Source organism: Sphingobacterium phlebotomi (genome assembly GCF_008180195.1).
Classification (GTDB): Bacteria; Bacteroidota; Bacteroidia; order Sphingobacteriales; family Sphingobacteriaceae; genus Sphingobacterium; species Sphingobacterium phlebotomi.
Map to the genome: position 1 here is coordinate 270,370 of NZ_VTAV01000005.1, position 21,917 is coordinate 292,286.

Below are 21,917 nucleotides of genomic sequence, written 5' to 3' on the forward strand. Positions count from 1 at the left end.
GAGAGTGACATGGAAATCCATGTAAAACGTATCAGGCAGGGGAAGAACAGTACCCTGTCTGAACTTTATATCGACGGTGAGTTTGTCTGTTATGGGCTGGAAGATTTGATACGCGAGGAAAAAATCCCAGGCAGTACCGCTATTCCGGCGGGTCGGTATAAGCTGGCGTTCAACCGTTACGGTTCTATGAACGGACGATATAAACGCTGGTACCCAAAGTTTCACAAGGGGATGATCGAACTGACAGGGATCCCGAATTTCTCATATGTCTATATTCACAAGGGCAATACCCATGCGAACACGGCAGGCTGTCTACTGATCGGTAACACCATGCGATATGACAAGAATTTCGGTGATTACGAGGTCCATCAATCTGAAAAGGCCTATAAAACAGTCTATAAAAGGTTGAGTGCCATGATGGAAAAGGGAGCGGTATATCTGGTTATAAGTGATGTGTTATAAATGGAAGAAAAAAGATGAAAAAGTTAATATCAAAAATTAGCCAGGCAGTACAGGTGATACTGCTGGCTCCGATAAAATTGCCGGTAAAGGCGTTGAATGTATTAAAATACATCGCGGTGGGTCTGGGAATAATGGAGACGGTATTAGACAGAGAGGAAGAAAATTCTCCTCAAACGGAAGGAAAGGAGGGGGGTAATGCGGATGATGACTAATGTACAATTTGGAACGCTTGGCGGTACCGTCTGTTCGGTATGGAGCAGCTTCGACTGGGGGAATATGGTACATACGGCTGTGCTAGCTGCTGTGGGTGCAACAGTGAGCTATTTGGTCAGTAGATTGTTGGACGGTAGGAGATTGCGCAGGCGGCGTTGAGTAAAGTTTTTATAAGATAGTAGTAAAAGGCTCTCGGAGACATTAGTTTTCGGGAGCTTTTTTATTTTAATAAAGAGTTATTGAAAATTTAAACACTAAAATATAAGGTTTTCGATAGAAATGGCTACTTTTACCTAATTAACAAACTGGAAAAATATTAACCTTAACTAACTACGCATGTCAAATTGCTTTCGTGCATTCTTTCTGGGATTGCTTCTATCAGCAGGGCTATCTGCAAAAGGCCAGAGTAATGTATTTCCGACATCTGGAAACGTGGGGATTGGAACATCAAATCCGATGGAACGACTACATGTCAGAGGTGATGTTCGTTTTCAAAGACTAACTGGCGGGCAAAACTACCTCGCAATTTCAGCAGATGGTACAGGTAGTTATATTACTGCAAATGATCCTGGGACGAACATGAAACATCTTTTTATTCGTGTATCTCCAACAGGTGAAGATGCTACAGATAGAAATTTATACTTTCAAGCTGGTAAAGTTGGTGGTGCATTCCAAACAAGGGTAACCATAACCGGCGGAGGGAATGTAGGTATTGGCACCAACAGTCCTAAGGCAAAACTTGCCGTAGAGGGTAATATCCTCGCCAAAGAGATTAAAGTAACCAATAATATCGCTGTTCCAGATTATGTTTTTGAACCTGATTATAAACTGACTAACCTATCAGATATTGAAACTTATGTAAAAGAACATAAGCACCTTCCAGAAATTCCATCGGCAAAGGATATTGATCAGAACGGACTCGATTTGGGCGAAATGAATCTCTTGCTTCTAAAGAAAGTGGAGGAATTGACTTTACATTTGATCGAGAAGGAGAAAAAGATGGATGCACTGGAAAAGCGACTCTATGAAGTAGAAGCTGAACTCGCTAGCAGATAAAAGGAGATTTAAATCGAACGCCATAATATAATTAGCCTTAAAATGAATAAAAAAAATATTCTCTTATTTTCATTCCTATTTATGCTGTTGATGTCCGTGCCCTTATGGAGTTTCGGACAGTACAGTATGGAAAAATCCTTTATGGTTAAGTTTCCTAATCAAGAAGCTAACCGCGTTTGTTATATCAATATCTCGCCTGGTAATCGTCTCTGGGGCAGTATAGATATTCAGTTGACTGGGGGATACAACAACCAGCTGAACCGTGGCTCGTTAACCAAGCGTATTGATATCGTCTACAACGGCCAGCCAAGTGGTTATCTTAACCAATCTTTTGAGATAGTACAGGCTTCTGATCCACTTGCGACGCAGTGGCGTATAGGAGATTTCGATCCAGTACAATCGCGTATCCCTATCTACCATTTGGCGTCTACTGGAAATGAGCTGATAGTAAGAGTCAAAATACTGTCTTCCACAGCTGCTGCGTTGCAGAATATTATGAACGGCATGGCGGTGTCGGAAATCGAGGAGGGAGAATTTGATAAAACCCGATCCTATCGTTACTTGAATGAATCAAGAATTGGTATAGGTACACAAACACCCGAATATCGAGTTGATATCGTTGGGAGTTTGCGGGCGCACGAGATTCGCGTTAATACACAGAAAACGGCGGATCATGTTTTTGAAAAAGGATATCCTTTGATGTCGCTCGATTCCGTGGCGGAATTTATTTCGAAACACGGTCATTTGCCGGAGATTCTCTCAGCTAGTGAGATGAAAGAAACTCCTTTGAATGTCGGCGACTTTCAAATTGATTTACTTCAAAAAATTGAGGAACTTACGCTGTATATGATTGAGGCGAATAAAACGATCAGGGAGCAGAATACACGGATTAAAGCACTGGAAAGCAAAAATGCTATAGAGTAACTACAAATTGAAATAAGTGATGATTTTGATTATATAGTGTTCTAATCTAGGGTTTTATCTAATAATTGTTTAATTAACTTTCTATATTTTATATATTTTTTGTACGTTTAGGCATTAATTATCCTTAAAGTTATGAAGTGTAAAATCCATAAATTACGCCTAAAAGCGTATACCCTAACAGAAATACTCGTCGTACTGGTCATCATCGGTATCCTCGTGTTGTTAGCGCTACCAAACCTAATGCCTTTAATCACGAAAGCGAAGAGTACCGAGGCGAAGATGCAGTTACAACATGTACAGACACTTCAGAAAAACTATTTTTATGAAAGGTCCAAGTACGCCGTGGATCTGGAAGAGATCGGCTTCATACAGGAAAAGCTGACGACCGAGGGAAATGACGGAAAAGCCAATTACCGTATTGAAATTGTACAAGCAGATAACAAAGGTTTTCTTGCCCGTGCTACGGCCGTAGTTGATTTCGACGGAGATGGAGCATTTAATGTCTGGGAAATCGATCAGGATAAAAACCTCCGCGAAGTGACAGCAGACTAATTATGATCTGGTTTGTCATAGCGATGATAGGCGCTTGTGGTATAGCCCTGGAAGACTTTAAGTGGCGGATGGTACACATATGGTGGTACTTGGTGCTATCTGTAGGGCTTGGCGGGCTGTCGATAGCCTTAAAAGGAACGATGGATACGCTTTCTATGGTGATATGGAATGTTGGATTCATCTTGTTGCTCCTTTTGATATTGACGGTATACCTATCGCTGAAAGAAAGGAAACTGGTTTTCCTGTTCGACCGCTATCTGGGTTGGGGCGATGTGTTTTTTTTCGTGTGCGTAGCGTTGTACTTGGATTTAGCAACCTATATCACCTTCTTGATCATCAGCCTTATTGCTGCCTTGATCATTGCACCAGTTATCTTTAAGTGGCAGGGGAAGGACAAACATATACCGCTGGCGGGTATTCAGGCTATCTGTCTAATGCTGTATTTGCCTATGGTACATTTTGACCTATTTCCTTTAAAGCTAACGATAAACGGATAGATATTATTATTAACCTATACGCATGTTGTCTATACAGATACCATATACTATTGACGAAACGATTGTCAAGCAATTGCCAAGACCATTGGCCCGGCATTATCGTATCATCGCCGCTCTGAAAGAAGGGGGGAGCATACTTCTCTTGACTGATCAGGATGTTCCACCATTGGAGGACGAATTACGGATGGTTCTGGAATTTGAATTTAGGTTGGTGCAATTGACGGAACCCGAAATTGAACATCTCCTGCAGCGCTATTATTACGAAAGTGAAAATTCGGATGCAGAAAGAAAAGTGAAATCCCTGGCCTTTGACAACAACTTTTTGGATGGTCTGATCTGGGAAGCCAGGCAATTGAAAAGCAGCGATATCCACATTGAAAGTTTTGAGGACCGTGGGCGAGTGCGTATCCGTATCGACGGGATGATGGTGGAACGCTATTCCCTTTCTAAGGCTGATTACCCGGCGCTGGTCAATAAAATTAAAATTATGTCCAATATGGACATCGCCGAAAAGAGATTACCCCAGGATGGAAGAATTCATTATGAGAAGCAGGGCGAACGATTCGATATCCGCGTGTCGGTATTGCCCACATTGCATGGCGAGAAAGTTGTCCTTCGTTTATTGAACAGTAATGCGGCGGATATCGATATTGAATCGCTTGGCATGTCGGAAACCGATATGGCCAACTACCTACATGGTGTGAAAAAACCGAATGGTATATTGCTGATCAGTGGCCCCACCGGTTCAGGAAAGACGACCACACTGTATGCGACGCTGAAATACCTCAACAAGGATACAACGAATATCCTGACCATTGAAGACCCGATCGAATATACATTAGAAGGTATCAACCAGGTACAGCTGCGCGAGAATATTGGGTTGACTTTTGGAGCTGCATTGCGTACTTTCCTGCGCCAGGATCCGGATATTATCATGGTGGGAGAGATACGGGACCCCGATACGGCGAATATGGCCATCCGCGCAGCGCTGACAGGGCACTTGGTTCTGTCTACTATACATACGAACTCGGCTTGGGGCACCATTTCGCGTCTGATCGATATGGGAATCCCCGGTTTTTTGATCGCCAATACCTTGAACACCACGGTGGCCCAGCGCTTGGTACGGCTTTTATGTCCTGCCTGCAAGCGCACGGAGCCTATGGACAATGCCGACTATCCTAAGCAATTTAAGCCTTATTACGTGGTAACGGAACGCGCGGTGGCAACAGGTTGCAGCCAGTGCCATTATACTGGGTTCAAAGGTCGGAAAGCCGTGTATGAAATTATACCGCTGGACCGCGAACTGGCCGAAGAAATAAAAAAAGAAAATATGCAGGTTGACCACCTCATAAAAGAAAGAAATATAAAGACATTGGGCGAAAATGCCTTTGAACTTTTTGCTCAAAAACTAACAACCATAGAAGAAATATACCCTTTGCTTTTCAATTATTGATAGATGAACTGGAAAAAAATTATTGCCATTTTATATTTTGCCTGTTGTTTTATCCATTTCGCAATGGCACAACAACATGTAGAGCAACGTTATCAAGAGGTGGAGAACCGTTTGCGGTCCCTCACATATATGGTGCCGGGATTGAACGAGAAAGTAAAGCTTTCGGTATCGGGTGTTTCCCTGCAGGAATTTGTACGGGCGTTGGCGGAATCAAACGGTTTGAATATCAATGTCGCACCCGACATCAATGCACAGATCGTAAACAATTTCCGCGATGAGACGGCCCTCAATGTGTTGCTCTTTCTGAGCAGAACGTATGCCTTGGATATACAGGTGATTGGATCGATCATGTCCATCAGCAAGATGCAGGGAATCGAACCGATTCCGCAACAAAAACAGATAAATGTAACATACAGTGCATCGGATGCTAGTTTAGGTTATGAATTGAACAACGATAGATTGGTGGAGGTGGCGCAAGTTATATCGAGTGTGTCGGGAAGGAATATTGTGGTTCCGGTCGCTTTGCAGGAAAAGACCGTTAGTGGTTTCATGGCGGCTGCACCTTTTGAAGTGGCGCTGGAAAAATTGGCTTTTGCCAATAACCTGAAATATAATAGGACACAGGATGGTGTATATGTATTTGAAGCATTGATTCCGGGGGAGGAACTGTTTATCAACCAGCAAAAAGAGACGGCTGTTCGCTATCGCAGTAACATAGCGCAGCAATCGCCAGGAATGGAGGGGATGCAGCAACATATGGGAGCTCCCGGTGGTTTTACGGTATATGGGCAGATGCAACAGGAAGGGAAACGCTTCACCATCCAGGCAGAAAATACGCCTATTGCGGATCTGATCAAACGGGCGGCACAGGACGCGGAAGTCAACTATTTTGTCTATTCGCCTATTCAGGGACAGGTGAGTGCGAATGTAAGGGATATTTCTTTTGAAGATTTCTTGACCACTATTTTCCAGACAACGGCCTATACGTTTCGAAAAGAAAAAGATACCTATCTGATCGGTGATCGAAAGATGGAGGGGTTGCGGGATAGCCGGATCGTGCAATTACAGCATCGGTCGATTGATACGGTGCTCGCCATGATTCCGGCAGACTGGCGACGAGATGTAGAAATCAAGGAGTTTAAGGAGCAGAATATGCTGTTGTTATCGGGCTCTTCTCCCCAGATTAAGGAGATTGAACGCTATATACAGAAACTGGATAAATTGGTTCCGATGGTGCTGATTGAGGTTACGATATTGGATATACAAAAGGGAAATACCGTTAAGACTGGGATTAGTGCCGGTATAGCGGATAGTGTTGTTGCGACTGGAGGTAGTCTGCTTGGACAGGGAATAGATTTTACCTTTGGTGCTGGCGGTGTCAACCGGTTTCTATCGCAGATTGGAAGGAACAACTCTTTCAATCTGGGAAGGGTGTCGCCTAATTTTTATCTGACGCTTAAGGCATTGGAGGAAAACCAGAACGTGGAGGTAAGGGCGGTGCCCAAGCTGTCGACGTTGAACGGACATAAAGCAAATCTGAGTATAGGTAGTACCCGATATTATACAACAGAGACGCAAAATGTTATCCCGTCCTTCCAATCGCAGACCATCGTTACCCAGCAGTTTACGCCTGTGGAAGCGAATATGGATATTGATATAAGACCTGTAGTTTCCGGGGATGACCAGATTACCTTAAATATTAAAGTGGATATTACGGACTTTATTGGGAATCCACCGGGTGATTCCCCTCCACCAACTTCCACAAGTAAATTTGAATCCATCGTACGGGCGCGAAATGAGGATATGATTGTTCTGGGCGGTATTGAACGTATGGAAAATAGTAGTAATGGCAGCGGGGTACCTGTGCTCTCTCGTATTCCGGTACTGAAATGGCTCTTCAGCAGCAGGGAAAAGACGGTGCGCAAAGTGGTATCGGTCGTATTCATAAAGCCAACGATTATTTATTAGATAGTTATGTTAAAACGTCTGGAAGAGTTGTATTCGATAAAGGAGGTCATCGGGATCAGCTGTACGCTGGATTCCGAAGGACCGCTGTTTAATATTTGCCATCTCAAGCGGCAGGGCGACAGTATCGATATCGTCGAGCAGAAATCTTGTGCAGACAAAGCGGAACTATTCCGTTATCTGGAGGGGAAAAGATCTTTGCCTCTTTCCCTCCATCTACAGGGGCGAGGCGTACTGGTTAAGCAATTGAAAGGAGTAGAGACCGTAACGTTGGAGCATATACTTTCTGTGTTTCCTAACTACAGTGAAGAAACATACGTAAATAGTTATATCGCAGGTGTTGAAGTAGGTTGGTTGGCTCTTATGAAAAAGGAATTGCTCGAAGAGATGCTACAATCGTTTTGGAGCAAGGAATTGGATGTTGTTCGTGTTTTTATCGGTCCCGCTGTAGCAGCCAACATCTTGGATCAACTGAATGGTTATAGTGGAAACTATCTTTTTGACGGTCATGTTATCCAACGAGATAACGAAACTGGGCAATGGCAATCGTATCGATACGAAATGGGTTTGAAAGCTACTTACGCTATCAAAGTTCAAGGTACGGATATAACGGAACGTTCTGTTATGGCATACGCGGCAGCATTCGCTGTACTCATGCACCGTCTCGTGCCAAACCTGCAGATTGATATGACAACGGTTACTGATCGTTTTGACGAACTTTTGCAGAAACAGCGCTTCAAAACCAATGGGATAGCTATATTGATTGTTCTTTTTGTTCTGCTGATGGTCAATACGATGTTGTATATGTACTATCAGGACAAGTATGAAGCGATGAATTACCAAACGAAGGAAAATTTTTCAAACGCAAACGAATTAGAAAAACTGTCCGCTGCTGTTGCAAATAATGATGTATTGCTTCTTCAACTCGGCTGGAACGGTGGATTACAAAAGTCATGGATCATAAATCAGTTGGCCAAGTCGATAGAGGGGCGGAAAGGTATTGATTGGCAAAAGGTAGAAATTAATCCCTACACCACCCGCCGTTTAGGAGGAACAGTGCGTGAAGCCGATAACCGCTATAAGATTTCGATAGCGGGAATATGCTTAACATTGGGTGAACTGGAACGTTGGGTACGCACATTGGGGCACCGACCGTGGGTAGAGCAGGTAGAGATAAGCCGGTTCGTGGATCAAAACAAACCCAATGCCACGGGTAAGGATTTCGTAGTTACCATACATTATACCTATGCTTTTTAAAGATTGGACATATCGGAGAAAGAACCGCGCGTTGCTTGCATTGGTTTTGTTGCTATTGTTGCTGTCCTGGTATCTTGCTTTCGGAAAAACCTACCGGTTGATTGCAGGATACCGCGAATTGAGCAAGGGTATGGCAGGTGATCAGCTAGATGCCGTACATGTACCTGTGTTGAAGGGACGAGTGTCTGTACAAGACAGTCTCCTTGATCGTTATAGCGCTGACTCTACACAATGGATATCGCGTTTATTAGTCGAAGTAGGCGAGGTGCTGGACAGCTACCCGGTTGGTGTAAGTTTTGAGAACAAAGCTGTTGGATCGACAACCGATATCGTGGAAAGAGAATTAGTGCTACAAGGTTCTTTTTCCGTCCTACAACAGGCATTGGAAGCACTGGAAGAGCGGTTCTTCATTAAATCTATCCAGGCTTATGTGGAAAAGGAGCAATTGAGATATAAGGTGAAGCTGGCGACGGTGAAGGCGGTACGAGAATAACGAATTTAATATGATACAATTAACGCATAAATACTAACAATATGAATCACATGTTTCAAAAATGGGGGCTGACGATAATGCTCATTTCTTTTTTTGTCCTTGCGAATGCACAGACTTCAACGTTTAGTAAAACCATTGGGGTAAGTGTTAATAATAAAGTAGAATTAACGGATATGAGTAACCAACCGTTGAAAATAGGTGGACTTTACCGGGTGCAATTATCAGTTCTTTCCACAGGAACGAAGACGGGCGCGGAATATTTGGTTTGGTATAATAACGCGAATTCTCAATGGACAACAAGAATGGTAACTGTAAGTGGGACGACCTCAAACTATCCCACTTTGGAAGTGATTGACAATGTCGTTAAGGTTGCTACCCAGCATACCAGCACCTATCAAATAAAGGTGTTCGTGGAGTATTACGATGCTAATAACCCCAATACTATTCCTTCTTTTTTTGGAGCCTCTTACCATTGGCAAAGGAATACGAGCAGGCTTTATTATTTGGATGGCAATGTAGGAATCGGTACGGCGACACCTTCAGATAGATTGGCAGTTAACGGGAATATCAGAGCGAAGGAAATCAAAGTGGAGATTGCTAATTGGCCGGATTATGTTTTTGGTAGAGATTATGATTTGAAACCGTTGTGGGAAGTGGAAAGATACATCAACGAAAACGGACATTTGCCTGAAATTCCTAAAGCTTCGGAAGTAGAAGCTGAGGGTATATCGCTTGGTGAGATGAACAAACTTTTACTAAAGAAAGTGGAGGAGTTGACGTTGCATTTGATTGAGAAGGAGAAGGAGGTAAAGGAAATGCAGACAGCGATTAAACGAGTGGACGAGTTAGAAAAAAAAATGAAAGAAATCCAAGAGGCTCTTGGAGGCAATTAGACAAGAATAAGAATTTATAAATTAAATCTAAATGAAATATGAAATTACTACAATTATTAACCGCGGTGGTAGCTTTTTTTATGTTGACATTCGTACCTTCCATTGTTTATGGTCAGACTACATATACAGGTGTATTCCGTTCACCGACCAATACATCTACCTATCATCAATTTATCCGAGAAGGAAGCGGCGCAGCGGTTTATATTAATCAAGTCGCAACTAACCAACCTATTTTACGACTTTCAAGTGGTACTGCAACCGCTAATCAGAATGTGGTAATGACCGTTCAAAATGATGGTAGCGTAGGCATTGGTACTATAAGCCCGCAAGCTAAGTTGGCGGTAAATGGAAATATTCTCGCTAAAGAAATTAAAATCAAAACAGATATTTCCGTACCGGACTACGTTTTTGAAGATACCTACGATCTTCCAAGTTTATCGAGTATCGAACGTTATGTGAAGGTACATAAACATTTACCGGAAGTACCGTCGGCAAAAGATATCGAAAAAGATGGCCTCGACTTGGCAGAGATGAATCTTTTGCTATTAAAAAAAGTGGAAGAGTTGACATTGCATTTGATTGAAAAGGAAAAGGAAGTAACAGACTTGAAAAATGGCATGCTTAAAGTGGAAGAACGAATATATCGACTAGAAAACAAAAACTAAAAACTATATGAGAATTAACCTTTTTACATTGTTCTTAGGGTTTGTACTTAATAGGCTCAATACGGTTTTTATCAATACCTCTTCAGTCTGCCAGACTACAAGTGGTATCGGACCTCCTACGAAGATGACCTGGCTGTTTAATTTAACTAAATTATAATGATCATAAGGGAATTAATTCATAAGACGATCTGCACAAATCTTTTGAAGATACGCATAGGCAAGAGATATTCCCAGGAGCACATCGCATCGGTATTGGATATTAAACAACCATCTTATCACAAGATGGAAGGTGGCCTAACAAGAATCAGCGGTGAACAGTTAGGGGTACTAGCTGAGTTTTATAAGGTCAATATCTGTTTTTTTTATCGTGAAGTGGTCGATTCAAATAGCGATGAGGGGAACCTACCGCGAGACATGCTTAAAATTAATGAAGATTTAACAAACCAAAAGTTATTGGTATCATTGCTTGTTAAGCAAAATGAAGAATTGGAGCAAAAAATTAGAGATAAGGATCTTATGATAGATCGCCTGTTAAGCGAATCAATGGATAATAACGAAAACAAGTAGCACCAAAAAACTAACTTTTATGAAATACCGGCTATAAAAACTATAGCTCAGGGCTATGACTTTTATAACCTTTAGAAGTGTTTCATATTTTATATCCTATTATTTTTATTCCGTAGGAGAGCAACTATCTCATCCTGATCTGATCAAGGATAGGAACTTATTGATTTAACTTTATGAAGAATGTATTACTACTAATAAGTCTTTTTGTCATTTGTAATTTGACTTATGGGCAACAAAAAGAAACGGCACCCAACGAGATTTTGGTCGAAAAACTTATTAAGGAAAAAGATATCGACCGAAACCGAGCGTTGAAAATCGCACAAACGATACAAGATACTGCCGATGAGATAAATAATGTTTATAACGACAGCACGTTGACAGACAATGTTAAAAGGGATAAAATCGATAAGCTTTATTTATTGAGGTTTGACAAAATTAATCATATTGTGCCAGGTATATTCCGTCGTGAAGAAATAGTTCCCAACCGCAAGCAGCTCCGATAACATGATGATGAAGCAAAATAATCGGATAGCGTTATTGCTGTCCTCACTGAGTCTTATTCTCTCTATAGTTCTGATTGCAAAGTCCTTTACGAAACAAGATATTGTTTACATCGACTCCAATAAAATCCTCGCTGAATACAAAGTTGCAATAGCTGTTCAGCAAGAATTTGAAGGGAAGGAGAAAGAATGGCAGCGAAACATTGATACGCTGCAACAGGAACTGACCCATGCCTTTCAACAATATGAAAAGTCTATGGTAGTGGGGTCTGCCAAGGAACAGCAACTTGCTAAAAAAGAAGTGGAACACAAAAAGACAAACCTTGAACGTTACATGCGCGCAACGCAGGAGAATTCCGAAAGCGAGAAAGCCAAACTGATCAATCCCGTCTATCAAAAAATCAATCAGTTCTTAACAGTATATGGACAGAAAAAGGGCTATAAATTAATCTTGATCGCGAATCCGGTAGGAACGATTTCGTATGCGGAAGAAAATCTAAACATCACGGACGAAGTGATAGTAGAATTAAATAAAGCTTATGACAATTAGGTGTATACTTCTTCTCTTGATTTTTAGCTGTGTCTGCTTCTCATGTGGTCACAATATCTCATCGAAAGAAGATCTTATACGATTTATACACCGTAAAGACAGTGGATTAAAGAAAGAAAACGATACGCAGAGCAACATCAGGATGGCTATGGTTTACATGCCCTATCAATTGTTCCCAGTCAACGTTAAATCAGACGGACAGGATAATTTCTATTTTTCTTTGCAGTTATCCTCCGATAATAAACCGTTGTCCACACAAGTATCCCGAGAGATGTATGGCGAGCTCATCCAGCTTTTTTTGTTTGATTTTCAGCAGTATATAACCTATTCTTATGGTGCGTCAGCGCATACCGTAAAACACATATCGTATAATCAGCATGATCAGAATCCCTACTACGACAATCTGATCGTGACGATACCACGTGATGCCGCGTTTGAAGGAAGCAAAGTGCTACGTTTTACCATAAAAGAGTTTGGGTTTCAAAGTGGTTCCTCAAGCTTTTCATTCAAGACCAAAGATATAAATCGAGTAAATGGATTAATTATCGACTAAATTATAAGCCTTATGCATATTGGATTCCTACAAAAGAAAAGATGGAGGAGGATATTTGCTTCTTTTATTTTACTGTGTTTCGTTAACGAGATATTCTATTTGCCTGTATATGCCTTAACAGCCGGACCTTCATCGGCGGACTACGGTAGTTTTGAACCAATTGACACGACCGATATGGTCAGTACGTTAACTGGGGATTTCGTGTACAATATGCCTCTGTTGGAAGTGCCTGGACCCGAAGGCGGATACCCTTTGGCATTATCCTATCATGCCAATATCAGTCCGGAGCAGGAGTCCAGTTGGGTGGGCCTAGGCTGGACACTCAACCCGGGAGCTGTCAACCGGCACGTCAATGGTTTTCCGGATGATTGGTGGAATACAGAAACATCGAGACGTGATTTCTGGGAAGGCGGCAAATCTGAGACTACCCGGGTCGGCGTAACGGTTCCGATATATGGCTATTATATATCTGCTGGATTGACATTTGCCAATGATACCTACAAAGGTTTCGGACTCGGGGCAGATCTGGGAGCAGGTATTGGGATTAAAGATGTTGCATCTGTCGGTGTTGACTTTGGTGTCGGTCCTTATGGCGGGTTTTATGCCTCAGCCGGAATAGGTATTGGTTATCAGGACCACGCCACAGGTTTCGGACTCGGGGCAGGTCTGTCCGTGTCAACAGATTTCAAGAATGGCATTGTAGCTGGCATTGGGGTCGGTGTGTTCTATCAGACTTCCCTATATAAAAACCCAAAGCAGGGCATATTAGGGATAAGCCTGTCTTCCAGAGGGGATGTCTCCTATTCTGTCGGCGGACTGTCGAGTTCGTTGCACAATGCCCGGGCCAGTGCTATGCGGAGCAGCACAACAACCTATACGGTCAATCTGTTGCTTGCATCTTACCAAAATACGCAAACGAGATATTGGTCTGATGAAAAGGACTCTTCCGATATCATAGGCGCGTTGCATGGTGACGGTTCGATTGGGGGCTTGAAAGATACTCATGCCGGTGACGCATACAATCTGCAGGAAGAGGACAAAAATTTAATCGACCATCCTAATGTATCCAAGCATCAGGGTGGTGCCTATCCCAATTTCGATAAATATGTCGTTGCCGCCCAAGGCTTAGGAGGCTCTTTCAGGCCCTACAGATCTCAAGGATTTATATTTACCCAAAACCAACGGGAATTCAATGAAGACAGGACACTACGGTTTATGTCTGTGCAGTATTATGAAAATGGAAGCCAAACCACGCCCTATTACAGGTTTGAGAATGAGTTTTCCAGTTATGATTTACAGCTCTATCCCGGTCTAACGAATCCTGACCTGTGGGATTACCGTAATAATGTAAGTTTACCCTTTTCGGGTTCCGTGGATCATGAAGATGGTGATGAAGACCTTATGACGACTGCACCGGGGAAGCATATCATCGACCATGAGTATGCCGAGGTTTATGTAAATGGTTCGCCTCGTGCTTCGTTTTTATTTCCCAAGGTGAACTTTGAGGTCAACAAGACCGTACCCCCGTCCACCCGGGTAGACAATGGACAGATTACGGGTTATTCCATTACAAATACCGAGGGAGTCACGTACCATTATAGCTTGCCTGCGTATGTATATGCGGAGGAAACTTATCAAGAGAACCGTGATCACAAACAGAAGCTGATCTTCAATAGGCAGACCAAGACAATGGGATATGCCTATATCTGGCATTTAACGGCTATTACCGGTCCTGATTACGTAGACCGAGGGGAGTTAAATGTGATTGATGATGCGGACTATGGTTATTGGGTCAGCTTTGAGTACGGCAAATGGAGTGGTAGCCATGTTTGGCGGAATCCCGCAGAAGGCATGTACGTTGATGACGATGGTGAATTTAGCCAGCTGTCCATGGGTAGGAAGGAAGTGTACTATCTCAATGCGATCAAGACCAGAAGCCATACTGCGGTTTTTGCCAAATCCATCAAAAAGGATGGTAAGGGCGCATCTCCTGAAATCTTCAATAAAAATTATAACGTAGAATTACAGGCGTCTACAGATTACGTAAACAGTGGTATGTTCAACGCAAATTCGGCTTTGAGTATGAAATTGGATCGTATTTACCTCATGAACCGCGGAGACGAGGATATCATTCCTATCCCTACGTCACAACAGAACAGCAGCCCCACCAGGAGCATACCCTGTTCTGATTGTGAGATCATTAGTAATGTCTATAATACCGGTAATATCTCATCTGTGAGGCAACAATTGGAAAATAAGGCGATCCAGATTATTGACATGGAGTATGATTACAGTCTGGTAAAAGGCACAGCAAATAGTTTTGAAAATGATATCTATGCTGTAAGGGACGGAAAATTAACGCTGAATGCGGTTAGTATAATGGGACGTGGTGCCGTACCGTTGGCTCCACCTACTACTTTTGAATACGAACTGGATGTTGCGGATCGTAAGCAAGTCTCTGGCATTCTCTCGCCGGGAGGTTTTACCAGCCAGAATGGAAGTCTAGAAATAGGAGACCTTTTGAGGGTCGAAGCTTATGCCCAACAGCCGGAATTTGCTGGCGTTATTGTTCGTAAGACTGCTTCGGGAAGCAGTTATGTGTATAGCCTACGAAACGGGAATTATTCGGGCGCGTCGAAGAATACCACAGTAGTGACGACCAAAAACCCTACATACAACAAAAATGCCGTGGATATGTGGGGGATGTACAAATCGGATTATTTAGCATCTAATAATGAAACGGTAAGTCGGACGACTACGGCCACGTCAGGTAAATCTGTCGATGTTTGGAGTTTGCGAAAAATAAATACTAGCTCGGGAACTACTATGAAAGTAGCGTATGAAAGCGATACATACAACAGGGCCGTGCTCAATTCCAACAGATCGTTTATCATAACGAATTTTACCAAGATCAACGATCTGGACTACTATTTTGATTTAGATATTGCTGAGGGATGGGATCTAAGTCATTTTTTTCAGGCGACGGACGAAATCGATTTGGTGTTGGCGTTTACATACAGGCCAATTATGATACTGCCAACGATGGAGTTCGAATCCTATTCTTTCAAGCCCGTTGTGCAATCTGTCGATCAGAACCTAAAAAGAGTATATGTACGAAATAGTACCTACTCTATTCGGAATTTTATCAACGCTCTACCCGGTGACGCTGGCTTCAAATCGGTATTGACGGGCAATGTCATAGTTTCCGATCAGGGAGGATTGTTTTATGGAGGTGGAACCCGAGTAAGCTCGATAACTACGGACCATATGGACGGCGTACGGACCACTATGAATTATAGCTATCATCTCTCGAACAACCCGCAAATCTCCTCGGGCGTTACGGTCAGTGAGCCGAAGCTATATCCTGAGGACAATATGAAGGATGTCTTGACTTCGTTTGGTACAAGTACAAGTGAAATTGAAGCAAAACAAAAAGTAAAGAATGAGTATAAGAAATTTCTATTTCAGCAGCTCGATCCACTGGCCGACCTGGCACGGGAGTTACCAGGGGCCGGGGTCATGTACGAATATGTCACTAGGAGCCATACCATTACCCATACGCTTGATCAGGTAGAACGGGAGCTGCCGACGAAAACAGAAATTCACTATCAGGTATTCAAATCCAATATGGTGGGGAGGCAGGATGTAGAACCGCGACAATCGCAGGCCGGAAATGGAGGGAACTTTGTATATGGCAGAAATTTGGTTCTGAAAAAATTTGTATCAGCTATAGGTCAGGTTAAACGGATGACGACCTATAATCACGTAGGTACAAAGATGAGTGAAACCCTCAACCATTATCTTCATGATGGCTTGGAACACTTACCTCACGACCAGTTTTTTGACGCGTACGAACAGCGGCTCAAGCAATATAAAAAACAAGGGGTTTTCAAGGAGCGATATGGCGAAACCAAACAAATCTCCAGCAGAGGAGGATCTGGAGATACAGATCATTTATATGTGACGATGAGTGCCAAGGCAGAATATCCTTGCGTATCGATCGGTAGCACGACCACAGATTACGTTTCCCAGGTGACCTCGTCAACGAAGATACAGGAGTATGACTTTTATTCCGGCAGTGTTATCCGATCTATTTCCGAGGATTCTCGAGGCAATTATATAGAAGAGGATATAACACCCGCCTATCATATATTCACGCCGATGGGGCCTATTCGATTGTGGCAAGGCAGAAATATGCTGACGCAAGTGTATGAGAAGAAAGTGTCTCTTTTAGACAAAAATGAGATACGAAAAGGAATTATATCTTCTGATGTAAGCTTGTGGGGGACATCGGTGCCGGCGAAGGATAAAGATGGAAATGCCATCAGCCAGCCGAACATCTGGAGGCCCTATGCTCAGTACAGCTGGCTTCCTTCGGATAGTGATGCCAATGGGTTGAGTGCGACGGTGCCGGCGTTCGACTGGTATAATCCAGCCAACAATAGTCTAAACTGGAAAAAAACAAATGAAGTGACTTTATTTAATGTATTTTCCAACATACTAGAAAGTAAAGACATCAACGGGCGGTACGCTGCGCAGCAATACGGCTATAAAGCAACAAAAGCTGTTTTACATGGAGATGATGGTCGCTTTGAAGAATTTACCTTTGGCAGCGCAGAAGACCATGTCATCAAGAACGGGGTGTATTATTACGCCGATAATCTTAAGGGGACGGCAAGAAGCAATGCAATGGCCCACACCGGAAAGTACAGCGTGTTGATGTCCCCGGCGCAGAAAGGGTTTATCTATGACGTTCCCATTGAGAAACTTGATAGCCAAAAGGATTATATTGCGATGGTGTGGGTGCGGTCAGAGGGAATAGCTGATATCAATGGCCCGCGATTATATTACAAACTAGACAATGCGCCTGAGGTGCTTAGCCCTTCTGCCGGAAAGGTAAAATATGCCGCGGGATGGAACTTGATCGAAATGGTCATCTCCAAGGAGGTGCTTGTCGGGAAGCAGAATCTCCAGGTAGGTTGTATAAATACAGGGGGCTATCAGGTGTATGCAGATGATTTCAGATTTAGTCCCCGAGATGCCGTTATGAGCGCCTCCGTATATGATCTAATCCATGGGTATCTAACCTATACGTTGAATAATAACAACCTGTATACAAAGTATACCCATGATCTGGAAGGCAATGTTATGCGTACCTATACGGAGATGTTAGGCAAAGATTATATACCGCTATTAAGCCGGAATTTTAAGAACATTGCAAACTTTAGTTATCAAGTCTATACGAATATATTGACAACGGAGAACATACTGCCGCAGGGCTGTTCCACTCCGGTTACCTATAGGGTGCTTCCCGGGAAGTATATCTCTTATTTTAGCCAAGAGGACGCCGATGATCAAGCACAAGAAGATGTGCGGCAGTATGGGCAACGGTATGCGGACCAACATTCACCATGTCATTAAATCCAACAAGCCATGAGAAAAGAAATTTGGTTCTTACCTGCCATCCTCACAACGTTGCTGTCGTTTTGTCTTTCGTTTTGTCAAGGGCAATGGCCGCCGTCGGTTAGCTATGATATGCCTTCACGGTTGGTGGCTGGTAATCCCGTGAGTTTTTTTCCAACCACAACCGGCGTGTCCCTTTTAGTGGAACCCTATGTCAATGCCGTTGCCGGAAGTGCAACCCCGAGCAGCACAGGCGTAACGGGCAACGCGCTGGATATGGAGTTCAGCTTTTTCAGCTCGATGGTATCTGCACCTGATGGCAGTCTATATTTTTGCGATGCATTGTACAGCGGCATACGGAGGCTCTCACCCTCGGGTCAGGTCACCATTTTTGTTGCAGGAGGGTCGTCGCTGGGAGATCCCTCGGACATGGTGATGGATTCGGAAGGTAATATTTTTTTCTGCGACCGATATAGGCATGTGATCCGCAGGGTGACCCCCGGAGGAGTGATTACGTTGATAGCCGGCGCTCAGGGGGTTTCGGGCTATGCCGACGGGACGGGGGGAGCGGCGCGTTTTTCCAGTCCTTCGGGGATCGCGATAGATACCGCAGATAATCTTTATGTCATCGATCACGGGAATAAACGTATACGGAAGGTCACCTCCGCTGGTGCGGTCACGACCTTGGCAGGTAACGGCAGCAGTGGCGTGGTGAACGGTCCGGGATCTTCGGCCAGCTTCCGGGACTTAGGAGGTATAGATACCGATTCGCAGGGCAATGTCTATGTCTCGGAGTATGCCGATCATGTCATACGGAAGATCGCACCTTCGGGGCAGGTCTCTACCTATGCGGGAGTAGCCGGGTCGGGGTCGGATCAGGACGGAACCGGTACCAATGCCCGTTTTTACAATCCGGGGAAGCTGTCTATCGACAAAACGAAGGACGATATCTATGTGGCCCAGAGCAATACCAGAATACGGAAGATTACCTCCTCGCTGGAGATAAGCACGGTCATCGGTTATGGCAATTGGGGCCAGCGGGAAGGCTTTGCTGCGGATATCTGGTATGAATATGTCGATGCCTTGTTGTGGGGTTCGGACGGGGCGCTTTATATAGGGAATTCGGACGGCGATGCATTTGGTTATCTGCATAAGTACAGAGAGGATCCCTTTTCGATCGTCCCGGCTCTTCCAAAGGGTATGACCTTCAACCGGACCTCGGGAGAAATTGGTGGTTCCCCAAAAGGACTATCTCCCCTGTCAAGCTATGAAGTTACGGCCTATGGACATGGTACCATCCAGTACAGCACGGAGCTTTCCTTTTCTGTGGAGCTCCCGATTCCTTGGATAAGTTACGACATCCCCGAAAGATTGACAAGAGGGGAAACCGTCAGTTTCTCCCCCACCAATACGGGCGGCCCTGTCCATTCCCCGGGCTATATACGTGCAGTCGGGGGAAGTAGGAGCCCAACTGTTTATGATCTTGAGGGTAACGCACTCGATATGCATTTCGGCTACGTTTATGCCATGGTATACGATCCGGGGGGCGATATTTACTTTTTTGATAATATGTACAACGGGATCCGTAAGATCTCCCCTTTGGGGCAGGTATCTCTTTTTGTAGGAGGAGCGGCTACGGGAGGCGTAATCGATGGAATCGGTGGTGCGGCTTCGTTCAATAACCTAAAGGGAATGGCCATGGATTCCCAAGGGAACATCTACACCTGTGAATACACGCGCCACCTTATCCGAAAGATCACACCTGCTGGCGTGGTGACGACCTTGGCCGGTCTGCTGAACACGGCGGGATATGCTGACGGGTCGGGCGGCGCTGCTCGCTTCAGCTATCCCTCCGGGATAACGGTAGACCATAATGACAACCTGTATATCATCGACTCGGGGAACAAACGTATACGGAAGATGACACCGACTGGTGTGGTCACGACACTGGCGGGCAACGGCAGTAGCGGGATCGTCGACGGACCGGGGGCTTCGGCCAGCTTTAGGAATCCAAGTGGTATAGCCACAGACTCGCAGGACAACATCTATGTGTCAGAACCTACGGACAATATCATCCGGAAGATAACGCCCTCGGGCATGGTGTCCACGTATATCGGGGTTGCGGGTTCCAGTTCACATGTGGACGGTACCGGTAGCAGTGCCCGGTTTTTCTATCCCACGTATTTGGCGATAGACAAAGCAAAAGACGATATCTATGTGACCCAGGGTAATGGCAGGATCCGGAAGATCAGCTCCTCTCTGGAGGTGACCACCATTAGCGGTGGAGGCAATATCATCGGTGAGGACGGACCTGCTCTGGATATCTCCCATGAGGACCTACAAGGTATAACGTGGGGAGAGAATGGTGGTCTTTTGATCTCAGATATGTATTATGACGAGATCGGTTGTCTCCGCAGGTACGAGGAGATCGGCGGTTATTCCATTATCCCGGCACTCCCTGTCGGATTGGAGATGGATGTCGACGGGACCATTAGCGGTACTCCATCGGAGCCTTCTCCACTGACGACTTACGAGGTGACGGCCTCCAACCAATACGGACAACACAGTACACTAGTTTCGTTTTCGGTATCAAACGAGGCCAATGGGAGCGCAGCTCAGGACATGATCAACCGGGACAAGCACCTGAATTGGAATATCAGTCAGGTCTTTGACGAAGAAGGCAATGTGATTGGCGAGAGCAAGACGTTTTACCTCCATACCGGTAGGGAATTGCAAACGCAGGTGCGAAATAAGGCTGCAAACAAAATATTGGCCTCTCAGGAACTTTATGATGCATATGGGCGAAACGCAATAGCGACCTTGGCAGCGCCAATTGACTCATCGTTGTTCTCTTATCATTCCGGTTTTATAAAAGGGCCGGACGGGACATATAATTATACGCATTTCGATGGCAGTAAAGTGCGTAGTCCGGACGCTGTTACGTTGAATGAGCGTGGCTCCTTGGGCTGGTATTACAGCAACAACAATACCCTAGATACTTATCAGGCAACGACGGGATACCCCTACGCGAGAACAACCTATTACGCCGATGGTTCTGGGATCAAGGAAAGTTTCGGTGTGGGCGATGAAATGCGCAGCGGCAAGGGGCGTTCGATTCGATCCAACACAACGGGTGTTGGCCAGGAGCTGCAGCATTACATAGCGGTATACAACCGGTTTATCGTTCCGTATCTGAACCAGAATGCATCGGTACCATCCCAAACGCTTACCCATATCCACGCTACGCAGACCGTGCATACCGATGTGGATGGACGCCAATATATATCGATATCTGATGCTTCAGGGCGTGTGCTGATGACCGCCCGGGCAGACGACAACGGCATACTCAGCATGGCCAGTACCAGGCAGGTGCCCGTACCGGAGGACGGTGCCTCCAATGTTGTATATTTCAATATACTGCAATCCGGATCGGCTGTTTCGGCTACGGGAAATTACCAGCTGGTCGATATGGACAGCGAGCAGACGATACCCATGTTCTCCACCGGCGTCAAAGGGTATTACAAACTGACTGCTCTACAAGGTGCAGCCTCCATTTCCTATACCAACAAGGTCTCGGACATCTCTTACGTCTTCTATAACGATATCGGGCAACCGATTATCAGTATAGACCCGATGGGTGTAGAGAAGCTGATCCAACAGGGGCTCGAGGCCTATACAGCCATAGCACAGGTTCCCTTCGTGACGATAAGCGAATACGATCTGCGTGGTCGGGTAGTAGCGACGGTTTCCGCAGAAACAGGACGGACGGAATATATCTACCGCAATGACAACGCCATCCGCTTCTCGCAGAATGCCGAGCAGCGCAAGACCGGCGCCCTTTCCTATACGAACTATGACGCCAACGACAGACTCATAGAAGGAGGGGTATACAGCGGTATGCTTTCTTTCTCCGG

19 protein-coding genes are annotated in these 21,917 nt (G+C 44.5%); all 19 read left to right on the forward strand.

What is annotated here, in order from left to right; genetic code table 11:
- Positions 1-9: 9 nt before the first annotated feature.
- Positions 10-462 (forward strand): DUF5675 family protein, encoded by a 453-nt coding sequence (locus FXV77_RS10575; protein ID WP_148919196.1) that lies wholly within the window; start codon positions 10-12, stop codon positions 460-462.
- Positions 463-476: 14 nt separating this feature from the next.
- Positions 477-674 (forward strand): hypothetical protein, encoded by a 198-nt coding sequence (locus FXV77_RS10580; RefSeq protein WP_148919197.1) that lies wholly within the window; start codon positions 477-479, stop codon positions 672-674.
- The gene (locus FXV77_RS22120; protein WP_187444096.1) at positions 664-834 is read left to right on the forward strand and encodes a hypothetical protein; all 171 of its coding nucleotides are present in this window, start codon (positions 664-666) and stop codon (positions 832-834) included. Before FXV77_RS10580 ends, FXV77_RS22120 begins: the two co-directional genes overlap by 11 nt.
- 177 nt (positions 835-1,011) lie before the next feature.
- Complete coding sequence (locus tag FXV77_RS10585; protein ID WP_148919198.1) at positions 1,012-1,731, forward strand: hypothetical protein; 720 nt, start codon at positions 1,012-1,014, stop codon at positions 1,729-1,731.
- A 42-nt stretch (positions 1,732-1,773) separates the two neighbouring features.
- Positions 1,774-2,655, forward strand: coding sequence for a hypothetical protein (locus FXV77_RS10590; RefSeq protein ID WP_148919199.1), 882 nt, complete (start codon positions 1,774-1,776; stop codon positions 2,653-2,655).
- A gap of 132 nt (positions 2,656-2,787) precedes the next feature.
- The gene (locus FXV77_RS10595) at positions 2,788-3,207 is read left to right on the forward strand and encodes a type IV pilin protein (RefSeq protein ID WP_148919200.1); all 420 of its coding nucleotides are present in this window, start codon (positions 2,788-2,790) and stop codon (positions 3,205-3,207) included.
- Between the two features lie 2 nt (positions 3,208-3,209).
- Positions 3,210-3,704, forward strand: coding sequence for a hypothetical protein (locus FXV77_RS10600; protein WP_148919201.1), 495 nt, complete (start codon positions 3,210-3,212; stop codon positions 3,702-3,704).
- A 22-nt stretch (positions 3,705-3,726) separates the two neighbouring features.
- Positions 3,727-5,157, forward strand: coding sequence for a GspE/PulE family protein (locus FXV77_RS10605; protein WP_148919202.1), 1,431 nt, complete (start codon positions 3,727-3,729; stop codon positions 5,155-5,157).
- A 3-nt stretch (positions 5,158-5,160) separates the two neighbouring features.
- Positions 5,161-7,125: a type II secretion system protein GspD gene (locus FXV77_RS10610; protein WP_246162411.1), complete on the forward strand. Its 1,965-nt coding sequence runs from the start codon at positions 5,161-5,163 to the stop codon at positions 7,123-7,125.
- A gap of 6 nt (positions 7,126-7,131) precedes the next feature.
- Positions 7,132-8,379: a hypothetical protein gene (locus tag FXV77_RS10615; RefSeq protein ID WP_148919203.1), complete on the forward strand. Its 1,248-nt coding sequence runs from the start codon at positions 7,132-7,134 to the stop codon at positions 8,377-8,379.
- Complete coding sequence (locus tag FXV77_RS10620; RefSeq protein WP_148919204.1) at positions 8,369-8,872, forward strand: hypothetical protein; 504 nt, start codon at positions 8,369-8,371, stop codon at positions 8,870-8,872. The genes FXV77_RS10615 and FXV77_RS10620 overlap by 11 nt, the downstream gene beginning before the upstream one ends.
- Before the next feature lie 41 nt (positions 8,873-8,913).
- Complete coding sequence (locus FXV77_RS22125; RefSeq protein ID WP_187444097.1) at positions 8,914-9,765, forward strand: hypothetical protein; 852 nt, start codon at positions 8,914-8,916, stop codon at positions 9,763-9,765.
- A gap of 38 nt (positions 9,766-9,803) precedes the next feature.
- Positions 9,804-10,430, forward strand: a complete 627-nt coding sequence (locus FXV77_RS10630) for a hypothetical protein (protein ID WP_148919205.1) — start codon at positions 9,804-9,806, stop codon at positions 10,428-10,430.
- Between the two features lie 201 nt (positions 10,431-10,631).
- Positions 10,632-10,997: a helix-turn-helix domain-containing protein gene (locus FXV77_RS10635; RefSeq protein ID WP_187444098.1), complete on the forward strand. Its 366-nt coding sequence runs from the start codon at positions 10,632-10,634 to the stop codon at positions 10,995-10,997.
- Between the two features lie 173 nt (positions 10,998-11,170).
- A complete protein-coding gene (locus FXV77_RS10640) occupies positions 11,171-11,500 on the forward strand; it encodes a hypothetical protein (protein ID WP_148919207.1) in 330 nt (109 codons plus the stop codon).
- Between the two features lies 1 nt (position 11,501).
- Entirely contained in the window at positions 11,502-12,047 is a 546-nt protein-coding gene (locus FXV77_RS10645) for an OmpH family outer membrane protein (RefSeq protein WP_148919208.1), read from the forward strand.
- A complete protein-coding gene (locus FXV77_RS10650; RefSeq protein ID WP_148919209.1) occupies positions 12,037-12,600 on the forward strand; it encodes a hypothetical protein in 564 nt (187 codons plus the stop codon). Before FXV77_RS10645 ends, FXV77_RS10650 begins: the two co-directional genes overlap by 11 nt.
- Positions 12,601-12,612: 12 nt before the next feature.
- Positions 12,613-18,021 (forward strand): DUF5977 domain-containing protein, encoded by a 5,409-nt coding sequence (locus FXV77_RS10655; RefSeq protein ID WP_148919210.1) that lies wholly within the window; start codon positions 12,613-12,615, stop codon positions 18,019-18,021.
- 12 nt (positions 18,022-18,033) lie between these two features.
- Positions 18,034-21,917: putative Ig domain-containing protein (locus FXV77_RS10660; RefSeq protein WP_148919211.1), on the forward strand; the 3,884-nt coding region annotated here is incomplete at its 3' end.